The sequence below is a fragment of the Spirillospora sp. NPDC000708 genome (assembly GCF_040299565.1).
GTDB lineage: Bacteria > Actinomycetota > Actinomycetes > Streptosporangiales > Streptosporangiaceae > Spirillospora.
In genome coordinates, this window is record NZ_JBEPCJ010000016.1 from 121,496 (window position 1) to 136,033 (window position 14,538).

At 73.5% G+C, this 14,538-nt stretch carries 14 protein-coding genes; 4 read left to right on the forward strand and 10 right to left on the reverse strand.

Annotated features, from left to right (window positions below; all coding sequences use genetic code 11):
* Window positions 1-2: 2 nt before the first annotated feature.
* Window positions 3-908, reverse strand: a complete 906-nt coding sequence (locus ABT299_RS14665) for a VOC family protein (protein ID WP_190856974.1) — start codon at window positions 906-908, stop codon at window positions 3-5.
* A gap of 146 nt (window positions 909-1,054) precedes the next feature.
* On the opposite strand from ABT299_RS14665, the gene ABT299_RS14670 reads away from it, so the two are divergent.
* Window positions 1,055-1,882, forward strand: coding sequence for an SDR family NAD(P)-dependent oxidoreductase (locus ABT299_RS14670; protein ID WP_190856973.1), 828 nt, complete (start codon window positions 1,055-1,057; stop codon window positions 1,880-1,882).
* Between the two features lie 80 nt (window positions 1,883-1,962).
* On the opposite strand, the gene ABT299_RS14675 is transcribed toward ABT299_RS14670, so the two are convergent.
* Genes ABT299_RS14675 through ABT299_RS14690 form a run of 4 tightly spaced genes read right to left on the reverse strand, consistent with a single transcriptional unit; the run spans window position 1,963 to window position 6,813 of the window.
* The gene (locus ABT299_RS14675; protein ID WP_190856972.1) at window positions 1,963-3,147 is read right to left on the reverse strand and encodes an acyl-CoA dehydrogenase family protein; all 1,185 of its coding nucleotides are present in this window, start codon (window positions 3,145-3,147) and stop codon (window positions 1,963-1,965) included.
* A 20-nt stretch (window positions 3,148-3,167) separates the two neighbouring features.
* Window positions 3,168-4,193, reverse strand: a complete 1,026-nt coding sequence (locus tag ABT299_RS14680) for a ferredoxin--NADP reductase (protein WP_190856971.1) — start codon at window positions 4,191-4,193, stop codon at window positions 3,168-3,170.
* Window positions 4,190-5,947, reverse strand: a complete 1,758-nt coding sequence (locus tag ABT299_RS14685; RefSeq protein ID WP_500251074.1) for an FAD-binding protein — start codon at window positions 5,945-5,947, stop codon at window positions 4,190-4,192. Before ABT299_RS14685 ends, ABT299_RS14680 begins: the two co-directional genes overlap by 4 nt.
* Window positions 5,944-6,813, reverse strand: a complete 870-nt coding sequence (locus ABT299_RS14690) for an alpha/beta fold hydrolase (RefSeq protein ID WP_190856969.1) — start codon at window positions 6,811-6,813, stop codon at window positions 5,944-5,946. The genes ABT299_RS14685 and ABT299_RS14690 overlap by 4 nt, the downstream gene beginning before the upstream one ends.
* 236 nt (window positions 6,814-7,049) lie before the next feature.
* Between ABT299_RS14690 and ABT299_RS14695 the strand changes: the two genes are divergently transcribed.
* Complete coding sequence (locus tag ABT299_RS14695; RefSeq protein ID WP_190856968.1) at window positions 7,050-7,658, forward strand: flavin reductase family protein; 609 nt, start codon at window positions 7,050-7,052, stop codon at window positions 7,656-7,658.
* A gap of 19 nt (window positions 7,659-7,677) precedes the next feature.
* Here the strand turns inward: ABT299_RS14695 and ABT299_RS14700 are convergent, their stop codons facing one another.
* Window positions 7,678-8,574 (reverse strand): IclR family transcriptional regulator, encoded by an 897-nt coding sequence (locus tag ABT299_RS14700; protein WP_190856967.1) that lies wholly within the window; start codon window positions 8,572-8,574, stop codon window positions 7,678-7,680.
* 177 nt (window positions 8,575-8,751) lie between these two features.
* Between ABT299_RS14700 and ABT299_RS14705 the strand changes: the two genes are divergently transcribed.
* Complete coding sequence (locus ABT299_RS14705; protein WP_500251075.1) at window positions 8,752-9,627, forward strand: LLM class F420-dependent oxidoreductase; 876 nt, start codon at window positions 8,752-8,754, stop codon at window positions 9,625-9,627.
* A 41-nt stretch (window positions 9,628-9,668) separates the two neighbouring features.
* Window positions 9,669-10,163, forward strand: coding sequence for a nuclear transport factor 2 family protein (locus ABT299_RS14710; protein ID WP_500251076.1), 495 nt, complete (start codon window positions 9,669-9,671; stop codon window positions 10,161-10,163).
* 47 nt (window positions 10,164-10,210) lie between these two features.
* Here the strand turns inward: ABT299_RS14710 and ABT299_RS14715 are convergent, their stop codons facing one another.
* From ABT299_RS14715 to ABT299_RS14730, 4 genes are all read right to left on the reverse strand, one after another.
* Window positions 10,211-11,266, reverse strand: coding sequence for a phosphotransferase (locus ABT299_RS14715; protein ID WP_500251077.1), 1,056 nt, complete (start codon window positions 11,264-11,266; stop codon window positions 10,211-10,213).
* Window positions 11,263-12,243, reverse strand: coding sequence for a DUF7064 domain-containing protein (locus tag ABT299_RS14720; RefSeq protein WP_500251078.1), 981 nt, complete (start codon window positions 12,241-12,243; stop codon window positions 11,263-11,265). Before ABT299_RS14720 ends, ABT299_RS14715 begins: the two co-directional genes overlap by 4 nt.
* A gap of 122 nt (window positions 12,244-12,365) precedes the next feature.
* Window positions 12,366-13,454 (reverse strand): hypothetical protein, encoded by a 1,089-nt coding sequence (locus tag ABT299_RS14725; protein WP_387022780.1) that lies wholly within the window; start codon window positions 13,452-13,454, stop codon window positions 12,366-12,368.
* Between the two features lie 116 nt (window positions 13,455-13,570).
* Window positions 13,571-14,374: a maleylpyruvate isomerase family mycothiol-dependent enzyme gene (locus ABT299_RS14730; protein WP_500251079.1), complete on the reverse strand. Its 804-nt coding sequence runs from the start codon at window positions 14,372-14,374 to the stop codon at window positions 13,571-13,573.
* Between the last annotated feature and the right edge of the window lie 164 nt (window positions 14,375-14,538).

A 14,538-nucleotide genomic window follows, 5' to 3' on the forward strand; every position in this document is an offset into this window, starting at 1 on the left:
GCTCACTTCCCCTGGGGGGCGAAGGCGGCCAGCGGCTCGGACCCCGACCAGTCGTGGCCCCAGTAGCTGTCCTTGGTGATCTCCTCGGCGGTGTAGTACGTCTCGTCGACGAGCATGCCCTCGCAGCCGTACTCGACGTCCCAGCCGCCGGGGGCGCGCACGTAGAACGACACCATCTTGTCGTTGGTGTGCCGGCCGAGCGTGGAGGAGATCGAGAAGCCGCGCTCCTTCACCGCGTCGAGCGCCATGCCGACCGCGTCGAGGGTGTCGACCTCCACCATCAGGTGCACCAGGCCGGGAGCGCCGTCGTGCGGGGCGGGGCAGATCGCGGCGCTGTGGTGGCGCTGGTTGACGCCCATGAAGCGGATCCGCACGGGGCCGCCGACCTTCATCGCGCCGCGCGGCAGGAAACCGAGCACCTCGTTGTAGAACGTGACGGTCTCGGCGAAGTTCGGGGTGGGCAGCACCACGTGGCCCATGCCCATCGCGCCGGTGACGAACTTCTGCGCGAACCCGGTGCGCAGCGGGCTGTGGTCCAGGACCGGGCCGAAGAACACCTCGACGGGCGTACCGCCGGGGTCGGTGAACGCGATGACCTCCTCGGCGTCGCGCTCGGCGGACTCCTTCGCGGTCAGCACCGTCACCGCGGTGCCGGACTTCTCGACGGCCTCGCGGACGGCGGCGAGCGCGTACTGGTCGCGGACCTCCCAGCCGACGGCCAGCACCTTGTCGGTGTCGCCGGGCACCAGTTGAAGCCGCGACCGGCGCTCGTCCATGCGCAGGTACAGGCCATCGGGGTCGGGGCCGCTGCCCTCGGCGAACCCGAGCCCTTCGAGGGCGAACTCGCGCCAGCGGTCGATGTGCTGGGTCTGGACCTTCAGATAGCCCAGCCCTCGGATGTGCGTCACTGTCCTCGGTCCCTTCGTGTCGCGGCCCGTACGGCGCCACGGCAGGCGCGGCGGCCGTTCCCGTCAACCTGCCAAATCCGCCGCCGCGTCGCGGCGGCCTTCCCGCTCAGTGAGAGTCTTTCGGCGTGACTCACCAAGGAGGTCGGATGGCGAAGGTCGCGCTCGTCACGGGGGCCAGCCGGGGCATCGGGCGGCGGACGGCGCTGGCGCTCGCGGGCGCCGGGTACGACGTCGCGTTCACCGCGCGGACCGTCGAGGAGGGGGAAGGGCGGATCCCGCCGCGCTACGGGCACGCCGACGCGATCCCGGTGCCGGGCAGCCTGGCGCGGACGCGCGCCGAGATCGAGGCGCTCGGCGCGCGGGCGCTGCCCGTCCCGATGGACCTGCTGGACCGGGCGAGCGTGACGGCGGCCGCCGCGGCGGTCCTGGACGCCTGGGGCCGCGTGGACGTGCTGGTCAACAACGCGGTGGCGCACCTCGCGGGCACCCACGAGCGGTTCCTCGACCTGGACGTCGGCGTCGCGGAGCGCGTCATGGCCGGCAACTACCTGAACCAGATCGCGCTGATCCAGGCGGTGCTGCCGGCGATGCTCGAACGGGGCGGCGGGACGATCGTGAACCTGTGCTCCGGCTCGGCGACCAGCGACCCGCCGGGGCCGCCCGGCGAGGGCGGCTGGGGCGTGGCGTACGCGGCGTCCAAGGCGGCGTTCGGCCGGCTCGCGGGCGCGGTCAACGCCGAGTACCTCGGCCGCGGGATCCGCGCGTTCAACCTCGACCCCGGCTTCGTGGTCACCGACGCGGGCGCGGCGCGCGGCGGCCTCACCACGCTGCAGGACGAGGGGTTCGAGCCGACGCCGGAGGAGGCGCCCGCCGCCGCCGTCGTCTGGCTCGTCACCGCGCCGGACGCGGACGCGTTCCTCGGCCGGGTGATCTGGACCCCGAAGCTCGTCGCCGACCGCGGCCTGCTCCGCTGACCGGCCTGCTGCGCTGACCGGCCTGCTGCGCTGACGTGCGGCGGGTCGCCGCCATGGCGGCGGCCCGCCGCGGGCGCACGTCAGATCATGGAGCGCATCGGGCCCTGCGGGGGCTCGATGTCCAGGTCGGTCAGCGCGGAGACGTGGTACACCGAGCCCGGGACGTGGATGGCGTGCGCGAGGCCGACGTGCGCGTCCCGCCAGAACCGCTGGATCGGGTTGTCGGTGCGCATCGCGTTGCCGCCCGACCGCACGACGATCTCGTTCATCGCGTGCACCGCGCGCCACGCGGCGCGGACCTGCGTGCGGCGGCCCGCCGCCCGGTCGGCGAAGCTGATCTCCTCGCCGGCCGCGACCCGGTCGTACATCCGCGAGCAGTTGTCCAGCAGCGCGGTCCGGGACGCCTTGATCTCCTCGGCGGCCTCGCTGATCGCGTACAGCACGTACGGGTCGTCCTTGATCTTCGTGCCGGTGATCTGGACGCGGTTGCGCTGGTAGGCCAGGTGGTGGTGCAGCGCGCCCTCGGCGATGCCGATCACGGCGGCGGTGATGCCGAGCGGGAACACGCAGGAGAACGGCATCAGGTAGGCGGGGTCGGTCAGCCCCGCCTCGCGCGGCGCCGACCCGTCCACGACCTTGTCGTACCAGAGCGTCCGGTACGACGGGACGAACGCGTCCTTGACGATGATGTCCTTGCTGCCGGTGCCCTTCAGCCCCGCGACGTCCCAGGAGTCGGCGACGATCTCGTAGTCCGAGCGCGGCAGGATCAGGTGCAGCGACCGCGGCGGCTGCGCCATCTTGCCGTCCTCGTCGCCGAGCATCCCGCCGAGGAAGATCCAGTCGCAGTGGTCGGTGCCGGACGAGAACTGCCAGCGGCCGTTGAAGACGTAACCGCCGTCGACCGGCCGGGCGATGCCCATCGGCGCGTACGGGGACGCGATCCACGTGTCGGGGTCCTGGCCCCAGATCTCCTCGCGGACCTTCGGGTCGGCGTAGGCCATCTCCCACGGGTGGACGCCGACGATCCCGGCGACCCAGCCGGTCGAGCCGTCGAGGGAGGCGATCCCCATCACCGTCTCGGCGAACTCGCGGGGGTGCACCTCCAGCCCGCCGTGCGCGCGCGGCTGCAGCTGGCGGATCACACCGGCGTCGCGCAGCGCCTTCGCGGCCTGGTCGTCGAGCCGGCCGAGCGACTCGTTCGCGGGGCCGAGCGCGCGGATCTCCTCGGCCCGCTCCATCATCGCGTCGAGCACGGGGTTCGTCATCAAGTCCTCCGATGTGTCCGTCAGCCGTCGTAGCTGATCCTGAGCCGGTCGCTGACCGGCCTCGCCTGGCAGGCGAGGATGAGGCCGTCGGCGAGATCCTGCTCGTCGAGGACCGAGTTGGCGTCGAGCGCGACCTCCCCTTCCAGGGCCACGCAGGCGCAGGCGGAGCAGTTGCCCTCCCGGCACGAGAACGGGGCGTCGACCCCCGCGCGCAGCAGCGCGTCCAGCAGCAGCTGCGACTTCGGCCAGGGCACCGTCTGCGTCTCGCCGTCGATCTCCACCTCGATCTCGGCGACGCCGGCCTCGTCGGCCTCGGTCGGCGGCTCCTCGTCCGGCTCCTCGAAGGGGTCGCCGGTGAGCGAGAAGAAGCGCTCGACGTTCACCCGCATGCCGAGGCCGGTCAGCGCCGCCTCCGCCATGTCCATGAACACGCCCGGCCCGCACACGAACGCCTCCCGGCCGGTGAAGTGCCGGGCGAGCGAGTGGAACGCGGCGGGCGTCGGCAGGCCCTGCACCGACTCCAGCCAGTGCACGACCGTCAGCCGCTCGCCGTGCTCCTCGGTGAGGGCGCGCAGCTCCTCCGCGAAGATCACCGAGCGTTCGTCGCGGTTGGCGTACAGCAGCGTGACGGTGCCGGTGCCGCCCGCCAGGACCGACTTGAGGATCGACATCACCGGGGTGATGCCGCTGCCGCCCGCGACGAGCAGCAGGTCCTCGTCCAGGGAGTGCGGGGTGAACGCGCCGGCGGGCCGCAGCACCTCCAGCACGTCGCCCGCGGCGACGTTGTCGCAGATCCAGTTGGACCCGATCCCCTCGGCGACGCGCTTCACCGTCACCTTGAGCCGCTCGTCGCAGACCGGCGAGCTGCACAGCGAGTACGAGCGCGCGACCCAGCCGTCCCCGGCGGGCACCCGGACCGTGAGGAACTGGCCGGGCCGGTAGGCGAACCGGCCCTCCTCCCCCTCCGCCGGTTCCAGGACGAGCGAGTTCGCGTCGGGCGTCTCCCGGACGACCTCGACGACGCGCGCCTTGAGCGATGCGGTCATGCCCGTCCCGAAGCCTTGTCCCCGCCCGCCGTGCCGAGACCGGCGGCGTGCCGTGCCGCGATGTAGCCGAACACGATGGACGGGCCGATGGTCGCGCCGGGGCCGGCGTACTCGTTGCCCATCACCGACGCCGACGAGTTGCCCGTGACGTAGAGGCCGTCGATCACCGACCCGTCCTCGCGCAGGACGCGGGCGTGCTCGTCGGAGACGAGGCCGCCCTTGGTGCCGAGGTCGCCGACCTCCAGCCGGAACGCGTAGTACGGCGCGGTCTCCAGCGGGTCGAGGTTCGGGTTCTTCAGGTTCGGGTCGCCGTAGTAGTGGTCGTAGGCGGAGTCGCCGCGGCCGAAGTCGGGGTCCTTGCCGTCGCGGGCGTACCCGTTGAACGTCCGGACCGTCTCCTCCAGCGCGTCCGCCGGGACGCCGATCTTCTCCGCCAGCTCCTTCAGCGAGTCCGCCTTGAACGCGATGCCCTTGTCGTAGAACGCCTTCGGGATCGGCGCGCCCGGCAGGATCTGCGCGAACGGGTAGCGGGCGCGGGCCTTGGCGTCCATCACGAAGAAGGCGGGGACGTGCCCGCCCTCCAGCTGGTCGTGGACGAAGTTGACGTACGGGGCGGCCTCGTTGGTGAACCGCCTGCCCTCCGCGTTCACGATGACCTGCCGGGGGATGGCGCGCTCGGACACCAGCGGGATCACCGCGCCGAGCGGGTGCCGGACGGCCGGCATCCACCACGCGTCGTCCATCAGGTCGATCGCGGCGCCGAGGTCCTCGCCGAGCCGGATGCCGTCGCCGGTGTTCTCGCGGGCGCCCATGGCGAAGTCCTCTTGGCCGCCCTTGGGCAGGTACTTGTCCCGCATCTCCTGGTTGTGGTCGAAGCCACCGGTCGCCAGGAGGACGCCCTTGGTGCCGCGGATCCGCAGCGTCTTCCCGTCGCGGGTCTGCGCGACGACCCCGATCACGCGGCCGTCGCCGTCGGTGACCAGCTCGGTCATCGCCGTCTTCAGCCACAGCGGGATCCCGGCGTCCTTCAGCGCCATCCGCATCCGCGCGACGAGCGCGCGCCCGCCGGTCGCCATGTGCCGGCGGCGGACCATGTTGGACGACACGCGCCACGCCGCGACCAGCGAGGCGCGGCGGCCCGCCCACGTCCGCTTGGCCATCGCGAGGTCGTGGTAGTCCTTCGCGGTCACCCAGAGCCCGAGCGGGCCCTTCATGTTGTTGGGCCGCTGGTACTGCTCGTCCTCGCCGAGCTTGCGGGTGTCGAACGGCTTGGCCTCGATGGACCGGCCGAGCGGCCGCCCGCCCTCCAGCTCGGGGTGGTAGTCGGCGTAGCCCTTCGTCCAGAAGAACTTCATCCACTTGCTGCGGCAGATGAGCTCCATGGCGGCGGGGCCGTTGTCGACGTAGGCGTCGAGCCGGGCCGCGGGAACCTTCCCCTGGGTGAGCAGGTCGAGGTAGCGGCGGATCGACTCGCGGCTGTCGTCGTGCCCGCGCGCCTTCAGCGTCGGGTTGTTCGGGATCCAGATGCCGCCGCCGGACAGCGCGGTGGACCCGCCGAACTTCTTGCCCTTCTCGATGATCAGCGGCTTCAGCCCGACGTCGTGCGCGGTGAGCGCGGCGGCCATGCCGCCCCCGCCGCTGCCGACGATGACGAGGTCGTACTCCCCGTCCCAGGCCGCACCCTCGCCGGCGCTCATGCCCTGCCCGTCCGAGGGGGGACGACCCCCCGCGCCCCCCTGTTCGCTGGCGCTCATGACTCGTCCTTACGGGTCAGGAAGGCCAGCACCGCGCTCTCCCAGGCGGCCTTCTGCTCGATCATCACCCAGTGCCCGCAGTTCGGGAAGATGTTGACCTGCACGTTCGGGATCGTCCGCATCGGGACGAGCATCATGTCGACGGGGCTGACCCGGTCGTCGCGCCCCCAGGTGATGAGGGTCTCGGCCTTGAGCCGGTGGAGCATCGCCCAGTACGGCGGCTCGGGCGAGCGGGCCTGCATCTTGAAGTTCGCGGTCATCGCCGCCGTGGAGTACATGCGCCGCGCGGCGGCGAGGGTGTCGGGGTCGGTGGCCTGCTGCCAGCGCTCCTCGATCAGCTCCTCGGTCACGATCCGCGGATTGAAGACCATCGAGTGCAGCCACCGGACGAGACCCTCGCGGGTCGGATTGTCCGTGAACTCCATCAGCAGCTTGATGCCCTCGCCGGGGCCGGGGCTGAAGATGTTGCGGCCGATCCCGCCGATGGTCACCAGCCGCCGCACCCGCTCGGGGTGCGCGAGGGCCATCTGGGTGCCGACGATGCCGCCCATCGAGTTGCCGATCACGTCGACCTGCTCGAGGCCGAGGCCGTCCAGGAAGCGGATCGCGGCGCCGGACGCGGCGGCCATCGGGTGCTCGTCGGTCGGGTCGCTCACGCCGAACCCGGGGAACTCCAGCACCAGGCAGCGGAAGTGCTCGGCGAACCGCGCCAGGTTGCCGCGGAAGTTGCGCCAGCCCGTCACGCCGGGGCCCGAGCCGTGCAGCATCAGCAGCGGCGGGCCGTCGCCCGCCTCGTGATAGCGCAGGACGCCCTGGTCCGTGGCGAGTTCGCGCAATGTCGACTCGTAGGTCAGCTCCGTGGGCATGTTCTCAGTCCTTCTGGGTGGCTTGCCGGAAACCTAACGGGCGTTTGGTCAGGACCGTCCAGTGGATTCCCGATCAGCGGGACGTTCGCCGGAGGGGCCGCCCGGGGGCCCTCTTGACGGCTCGCCGGGCGCGGGCTTCCACTCATTGGGATCAGGGTGCGCGCGCGGCGCCGCGCGTGCCTACGTTCCGGTGCATCGAGACCGGCGACAGCGTCCGAGAGCCGCGAGGTGACTTCATGCCAGCAGAGCCAGCGCTCACCGCAGAAGCAGCAGGGAACACCGGGCCGGGCGAGCCCGCGGACTCCCCCGACCCCCTGGAGTTCCGGCGGGCGATGGCGGAGTTCGCCACCGGCGTCACCGTGGTGACCGCTCTCGACGGCGACGAACCCGTCGGTTTCGCCTGCCAGTCGTTCGCGTCGGTGTCGCTCGAACCGCCGCTGATCCTGTTCTGCGCGGACCGGCGCGGCCGCTCGTGGCCCCGGATCCGCTCCGCCGGCCGGTTCTGCGTGAACGTCCTCGGCGAGGAGCAGGCCGACCTGTGCGCGCGGTTCGGGTCGAGCCGCGGCCTGAAGTACGAGGGGCTCGACTGGGACCTGTCCCCGCACGGCACCCCCCAGCTCCGGGACGTCCTGCTGAACGTGCACGCCGCCGTCCACGCCGTGCACGAGGCCGGCGATCACGACGTGGTGATCGGCCGGGTGCTGTCGGTCCGCGTGCACGAGGCCCCGGGCGGGGTGTGGCGCCGGCCGATGCTGTTCTTCCGCAGCCGGTTCGGCGTGCACCCGCCCGAGGTGCCGTTCGCCCCGGACCCGTGGGGCGAGGGCGACCGCTGGGGCTGGGGCTGAGTTCACATGGATGGGCGGGTCACATCCAGTCGCCGCGGCCGTCCACCGCGAGCAGCCGGTTCATGGTGGCGGCGGACCAGGTGTGCTCCGGGACGGGGCGGTCGGTGTGCGCGCGGCGGGTCCGGCCGCCGGGACGTCCCGCCGCCGCGGAGCCGGGGAACAGCACCTGCGAGGTCTCGCGGGCGGCGGTGACGACGAGGGGCGCGACGTTCTCCAGCGGCGTGTGGATGTCGCCGACCAGCGAGATCCCCGCGACGGGGCCGTCCGCGCCGCGGATCGCGACGGCCACGCAGGCGATGCCGGGGAACGACTCGCCGCGCTCGAACGCCAGCCCGCGGCGCTGCCGGACGCGGTGCAGCTCCTGGTGCAGGGTGCCGAGCTCGCCGATGGTGCGGCTGGTCAGCCGGGTGATCCCGGTGCCGAGCAGCGCGTCCACCTGCTCGGGCTCCAGCCAGGCGAGCATCGCCTTGCCGAGCGCGGTGGAGTGTGCGGGGGCGCGGCCGCCGACCCGGGACGGCACGGACGCGGCGAGCCGCCCGCCGAGCTTGTCCAGGTAGAAGACCTCGGCGCCGTCCAGCACCGCGAGGTGCGCGACGAGGCCGGTGGTGACCTGCAGCTCGTGCAGGTACGGCGCGGCGGCCTCGCGGATCTTGCCGTGCCCGCCGTCCTGGCCGCCGAGGCCGAGCGCGCGCTGGCCGAGGCCGTAGCCGAAGGAGTGGTGGGCGAGCCACCGCTGCCGGACGAGCTGGTCGAGGATCCGGTGCGCGGTGGAGCGCGGCAGCCCGGTGCGGCGGGCCACGTCCTCCAGCGTGAGCCGGGCCGACGGGCCGTTGAAGGCGTCGAGGATCAGCGTCATCCGCTCGATCATCGAGGGCGGCGCATCGCGCCGCGTGGGCGCGGCCATGGTCTCGGTCATCGCACCTCCCGGGAACACGACTGAAATGAATTCTTGTTGAGTGGAATCTAGCAAGTCCTGGCGCGGACCGAAAGGGGTAGCGTCAGGCCAGGTCACGCAGGAGCATCGGGCATCGGCCCGGAGCTCGGACGACGGCGGGGCCACGAGTAGAACGTTTTTCTGTCGAGAGGGGACGCGATGCATGTCGGCATCGTCACGCCGGTGGTGGCGCAACCGCCGCTCGGGCACGGCGGCTGGGAGCGGGACGCCGGCATCGAGGAGATCGGGCGGATCGCCGAGACCGCCGACCGGCTCGGCTACCACCATCTGACCTGCAGCGAGCACGTCGCGGTGCCGGCCGAGGCGGCCGAGCAGCGCGGCGGCGTCTACTGGGACCCGCTCGCCACGTTCGGCTACCTCGCCGCCCGCACCGCCCGGATCCGGCTCGCCACCCAGGTGCTCGTGCTCGGCTACCACCACCCGCTCGCGATCGCCAAGCGGTACGGCACCCTCGACCGGGTCAGCGGCGGCCGGCTCACGCTCGGCCTCGGCGTCGGGAGCCTGGAAGAGGAGTTCGACCTGCTCGGCGCGCCGTTCGCCGGACGCGGCGCGCGCGCGGACGATGCCATCGCCGCGCTACGGGCGTCCCTGGGGAAGCGGGTGCCGGAGTACCACGGCGAGCACTACGACTTCGCGGGCATGGTCGTCGAGCCGCACGCCGTCCAGGAGCACGTCCCGTTCTGGATCGGCGGCCGCACGGCCCGCTCCCTGCGCCGCGCGCTCGCCGCCGACGGCTGGGTGCCGTTCGGGCTGCCGCTGTCCCGGCTCGCCGAGATGCTCGCCGAGGCCGACGTCCCGGACGGCTTCGACGTGGTGCTCGGCCCGTCCCGCCCGCTGGACCCGATCGGCGACGCGGAGGGCGCGGGCACGGCGCTCGTCCGGCTGCGGGAGGCGGGCGCGACCGTCGCCGGCGTCCGCATCGCGGCGGAGTCGGCCGCGCACTACCGCGAGCAGCTCGCCGCCCTCCGCGACCTCGCCGGCACCTACGGCCTGACCTTTGGAGACACCCAGTGACGGACCACGCTGTGACGGACCACCCCGTGGCGGACCACGCTGTGACCGATGTCGAGTCCCGGCTCGCCGCCCTCGAAGACCGGCTGCGCGCGCTGGAGGACGAGCGGGAGATCACCCGGCTGATCCTGTCCTACGGGCCGCTGGTCGACAGCGGCTGCGCCGAGGCCGTCGCCGCCCTGTGGGACGAGGACGGCGTGTACGACGTGGACGAGCTGATGATGGACGGCCGCCCCGCGATCGACGCGATGGTCCGCTCCACCAATCACCGGCGGTGGATCGCGGGCGGCTGCGCGCACTTCGTCGGGCCGCCGCACGTCACCGTGACCGGCGACGAGGCCACCGCCGTCGGCTACACGCTGATGATCGTGCACCAGGAGGACGGCTTCACGCTGCGGCGCGCCACCGCCAACCACTGGACGCTGCGCCGCACCCCGGACGGCTGGAGCGTCACCAACCGGACGAACCGGGTGCTGGACGGCCGCCCCGAGTCCCCCGACCTGCTCGCCTCCCACTTCCCGCACGCCGAACGGACCTGAGCCGCGACCGCCGTGGCGCCCCCGGACGCGGGGCGCCACGGCGGCGGTCACGGCAGCAGGGACGCGGCGTCGAGGTCGAGGGCGTGGTGGGCGTGCCTCGTGGTCATCGTGCAGAACATCTCGTCGCCCCGGTCGGTGCGCTCGACCAGCATCGACGCGCCGATCGCCATGACGATCCCCTGGAACGCGTGCCGGCGGTAGCCGTCCCAGCAGTCGTCCCAGTCCAGGTCCACGCCGCGCCCGGTGAGGGCGGCGTGGTAGCGGCGGACGAGCGCGCGCTCGTGCGTACGGCGGGCCTCGACGGGCAGGCTGGAGCCGAGGAAGTACGCCAGGTCGGCGGCGCCCGGCCCGTAGGCGCAGGTCTGCCAGTCCAGCACGACCGGGCGCGGCCCGCCGAACAGCAGGTTGTCGGCGCGGAAGTCACCGTGCATGAGGGTGGACGCGCCGTCCCGCGCGGCGAGGTACCCGCCCAGCGCCGGCAGGAAGTCCTCGATCAGGCCGATGACCTCGGGTTCCAGCCGGTCCGCGTACCGGTCCTTGAAGCCCTGGTACAGCCCGGTCACCAACGCGGTGGTGAACTCGGCGGCCTCCGCGCCGTGCCGGTTCAGCCAGGGCAGCGCGGCGAGATCGGGATCGTTCCAGCCGGCGGCGTGGAGCGCGGCCATCTCGTCGACCGCTGCGGCCGCCTCGTCCGGCGAGACGCCCGCGAGCTGGTCACCCGCCTGGGCGGGCGCGAGGTCCTGCAAGAGGACGACGTACTCGTCCTTCTCCGGCTCGTAGGCGGAGAAGTAGCAGGCGGGCACGCTGGCATCGAGGCCGTCCGCGACGCCCGCGTAGAAGCTCGCCTCCACCTCGTAGGTGCGGATCGCGCGGGCCGCCGCGCGGCTCGCCTCGTCCGCCGCCGGGACCTTCGCGATCATCGTGGCGGGCAGCCCGACGGGCCCGTCGTAGGTGAGGCTCAGGCGCAGGCTGTCGGAGACCTGGCCGGTGCCGACCGGCTCGGCGGCGACGGCGGTGACCGCCGCGCCGTCCAGGTCGCGCGCGAGCGCCTCGGTCAGCCAGGACGCGGTCAGGCCGGCGCCGCCCGCGACCGGCCCGGTCATCGGGCGCCGCCTTCCGCGAGGTACGACCAGCCGTGGTCCTGCCAGCCGGGCGGCTGGTGCCATTCCGTCCAGCCGTGGCCGGTGCGGCCGTCCTCGGCCTCGAAGCGGCAGAGCGCGCGCGGGAAACGCGCGGTCCGGCCGTCCGGCGAGACGACCGCGACGGGCGCGAACGCCAGCGGCGTCGCGGTCATCGGGACGCCCGGCACCCGCAGGTGCGACGACTCCGGCAGCTCGTCCGCCGCGAAGCGGGTCTCGGCGGAGAAGCCGTCGCGGTGCGCGATCTCGCCGCCCGGCGGCACGAGGAACGACGGCCACGGGATCGCGAACCCGATGTTGGCCTGCATGCCGTGGAAGAACGTGCCGTCGCCGAGGCGCCCGGACGACCAGAGCCACGACGTCTTCCACCAGTCGCGCTCGCCCCAGCTGTGGTCGCGCTCGCCGGGCGCGTCGACGTCGAGGGTCTCGTCCCCGACCGTGACGGTGCCGGAGACCGTGCACGGGATCTCGTAGCGCGGGATGTCCTTGTAGGGGTAGACGCCGCTGACGGTGTCCCATCGCAGGTCGAACCGGAGGCGCGTCGTCTCCGCGCCGGACGTGCCACCGTACGCGGCGGTGGGGTCGGGCAGGACGGCGCCCTCGCCGTCCAGCCCGATCCGCACCGGGCCGAACGGCTCGGCGACGGTCTGCGTCGCCTCGTACGCGCCGGTGCGGACGTCGGTGGTGCCCGGCTTCGGCAGCGGCGCGTCGTTGTCGGCGATCAGGACGAGCGGGCGGTCCTTCCCGGTCACGCACGCCCAGTACCAGGCGCGGTCCCAGTTCGGGTACAGGCCGAGCCGCACGTACCCGGCGACGGACCCGTCCGGGGCGGCGAAGTCGAAGTAGTAGGACTCGTTCCACAGCACCTCGGACCCGGGCTCGTGCAGCCCCTCGTCCGCCGGCGTGAGCCGCCAGGTGCCGTGATCGATGATCTTCGCCATGGGCGAACCTCCGGGGGTGGTCGGGGGTCAGGGGGCGGCGAGGCCGCGCGGGCGGCTTGTGGAGATCTTCCCAGCCGGGGCCCGCGGAAGCGAGGGCACGGCCGCGAGGCAAGGCGCGCGGGTCAGCGGAACCGGTCGATCAGCAGCCGGTTCCCGGCGCCGGGCCCGACGCCCCACACCGACGCGGTGCGGCCGACCTGCGCGAGGTCGTAGACCGGCGGCCAGCCGCCGAGGTCGTTGGCGGGGCGCGGCACGCTCGTCCAGGCCGTCCCGTCGAAGTGCCGGTAGTAGGCGGTGCGGCTGTCCTGCAGCCACACGCCGCCCCGCCCGTCGGACGCGATGTCGCCGAGGAACCCGACATCCTGAGCGAAGGGGCGGACCTGCTCGTACGGCGACGGCGTCTTCGTCACGGTGAACGCGGTCCCGTCCCAGTGGACGAGGTCCGGGCCGGAGAACAGCGGGTCCTGCGGGATCGTGTAGAACCAGACGTCGTCCGGCGACAGCGCGACGATCTGCAATACCCACTGCGGCCAGTCGCCGGGAATGTCCATCTGCGTCCAGCCGGTCCCGTCGTAGTGCCACAGGCCGTCGCCGGACGGGCCCAGGCCGCCGGCCCAGACGTCCTTCGGTGTACGCGCGGCCAGCGCGTCCAGCATGCCCCCGCCCGCGAGCGAGAGCCCCTTGTCCGCCCAGGTTCCGCCGCTGCGGCGGAAGACGGCGGCGCCGCTGCCGTCGGTGTTGGAGCCGATCGACCACGCCTTGCCTCGGGAGTCGACCGAAACGGCCATCGGCTGCGGGCGCGGGTAGTCGACGGCCTTCCACGCGCGGCCGTTCCAGTGCAGCGACTTCGCCGTGGCGTCGCCGCCGCCCTGCCCGACGGCCCACACGTTGGACGGCCCACCGGACGCGACGTCCACCAGTTCGGGGGCCGTTCCGGCGGGCGCGGCCTGCGGTGTCCAAGCGCCGTGCCGGTAGCTCAGGATCAGCGGGGCGGACGAGGACGACTGCGTGCCGACGGCCCAGGCGTGCCCGCGGTCGGGCGCCGTGACCCCGTAGAGCGCGGGGGCCGTCAGGCCGGTGACGCCGGTGGAGGTCCAGGCGCCGGGCGGCGCGTCGGCCAGCGCGGTGCCGGACGTCCCGGCGGCCGTGGCGGTGACGACGGCGGCGGCGAGCGCGAGCGGCGCGGTGCGGCGGGCGAGCGCGGTTCTCACGGGGCGGTCTCCTCCCGGACGGGAACACGATCATGCCAGCATTCACTGGCACGATCGGGATGTAAAGCCGCCCCGGCCGCCCCTGGCCGGATCCGGCTACCGCCCGCCGGGACGCCTCACGGGGTCAGGGCCATGCCGGCGAGCACCCGTCCGGCGAGCTCCGTGTCCCCCTTGGCCCGCACCTTCACCGCGTCCGGCCCGCACCGTCCCGCCGTGAGCCGCACGTAGCACTCCCACTCCATGTCCAGCTCGGCCGTCGCGTCGTCCGGCACCTCGCCGGCGAACGCGCCGCGCCCGTCGCCGTCCACCACGACGGCCACCCGGCGCTCGACCGGCCCGCTGATCCGGAACAGCACCGACTGCCCCGGCTCCGCCCCCGCCTTGCGCGCCACGACGAGCGGCAGGCCCTGGGCGAGGATGTCCCAGAAGCAGCCCGCCGCCGGCGCGTCCAGGTTGCCCGGACGGCCGACCGCGCGGCGCACGTCCTGCTCGTGCGTCCAGCAGTCCATCGCGCGGAACCGCATGAACAGCGCGTACGTGCCCTGCTTCCCGTTCGGGAGCGTCGTGGGCTCGTCCGGGTCCAGGCCCGACAGCTGGGCGAGGCGGCGCTCCAGCACGTCCGCCAGCTCCGCCGCCACCTGCGGCCCTGGAACGGACCGCCGCGCGTGCACGCCGGCCTCCAGGAACCGCGCGAAGTCGTTGCGGATGTGGTCGAACTCGGGGACCTCGACCTCGGGGACCGGGTCGCCCAGCAGCGACGCCTCCACCGAGACCAGGTGGGAGAACTGGTCCTTGACCGTCCAGCCCGGGCAGTCGGTCGGGCGTTCCCACTCCGCCGCGCCGAGCGTCGCGGCCAGAGCGAGCGAGGAGCGGACCGTCTGCTCGAACGCGGCGACGTTCGCGCGCATCTCGTCGTTCATCCCGGGGTCCTTCGGCGAGGGGGACAGGGCGCCCTCAATGTACGAGACGCTCCGGACGCGCCCCGGGGCCCCCGCCGGGAGCGGGGGGGGGGGCGCGGCGGGGGCGCCGGGGGCGGCCGGCGGGGCCCGGCCGCCCCGCCGGCGGATGCGGGCGGCTGGGTGCC

Bases quoted from the DNA above. Each gene is read 5' to 3' on its own strand.
- ABT299_RS14670 (WP_190856973.1), top strand. From the start codon at position 1,055: ATGGCGAAGGTCGCGCTCGTCACGGGGGCCAGCCGGGGCATCGGGCGG.
- ABT299_RS14675 (WP_190856972.1), bottom strand. From the start codon at position 3,147: ATGACGAACCCCGTGCTCGACGCGATGATGGAGCGGGCCGAGGAGATC.
- ABT299_RS14680 (WP_190856971.1), bottom strand. From the start codon at position 4,193: ATGACCGCATCGCTCAAGGCGCGCGTCGTCGAGGTCGTCCGGGAGACG.
- ABT299_RS14685 (WP_500251074.1), bottom strand. From the start codon at position 5,947: ATGAGCGCCAGCGAACAGGGGGGCGCGGGGGGTCGTCCCCCCTCGGAC.
- ABT299_RS14690 (WP_190856969.1), bottom strand. From the start codon at position 6,813: ATGCCCACGGAGCTGACCTACGAGTCGACATTGCGCGAACTCGCCACG.
- ABT299_RS14695 (WP_190856968.1), top strand. From the start codon at position 7,050: ATGCCAGCAGAGCCAGCGCTCACCGCAGAAGCAGCAGGGAACACCGGG.
- ABT299_RS14700 (WP_190856967.1), bottom strand. From the start codon at position 8,574: ATGACCGAGACCATGGCCGCGCCCACGCGGCGCGATGCGCCGCCCTCG.
- ABT299_RS14705 (WP_500251075.1), top strand. From the start codon at position 8,752: ATGCATGTCGGCATCGTCACGCCGGTGGTGGCGCAACCGCCGCTCGGG.
- ABT299_RS14715 (WP_500251077.1), bottom strand. From the start codon at position 11,266: ATGACCGGGCCGGTCGCGGGCGGCGCCGGCCTGACCGCGTCCTGGCTG.
- ABT299_RS14720 (WP_500251078.1), bottom strand. From the start codon at position 12,243: ATGGCGAAGATCATCGATCACGGCACCTGGCGGCTCACGCCGGCGGAC.
- ABT299_RS14730 (WP_500251079.1), bottom strand. From the start codon at position 14,374: ATGAACGACGAGATGCGCGCGAACGTCGCCGCGTTCGAGCAGACGGTC.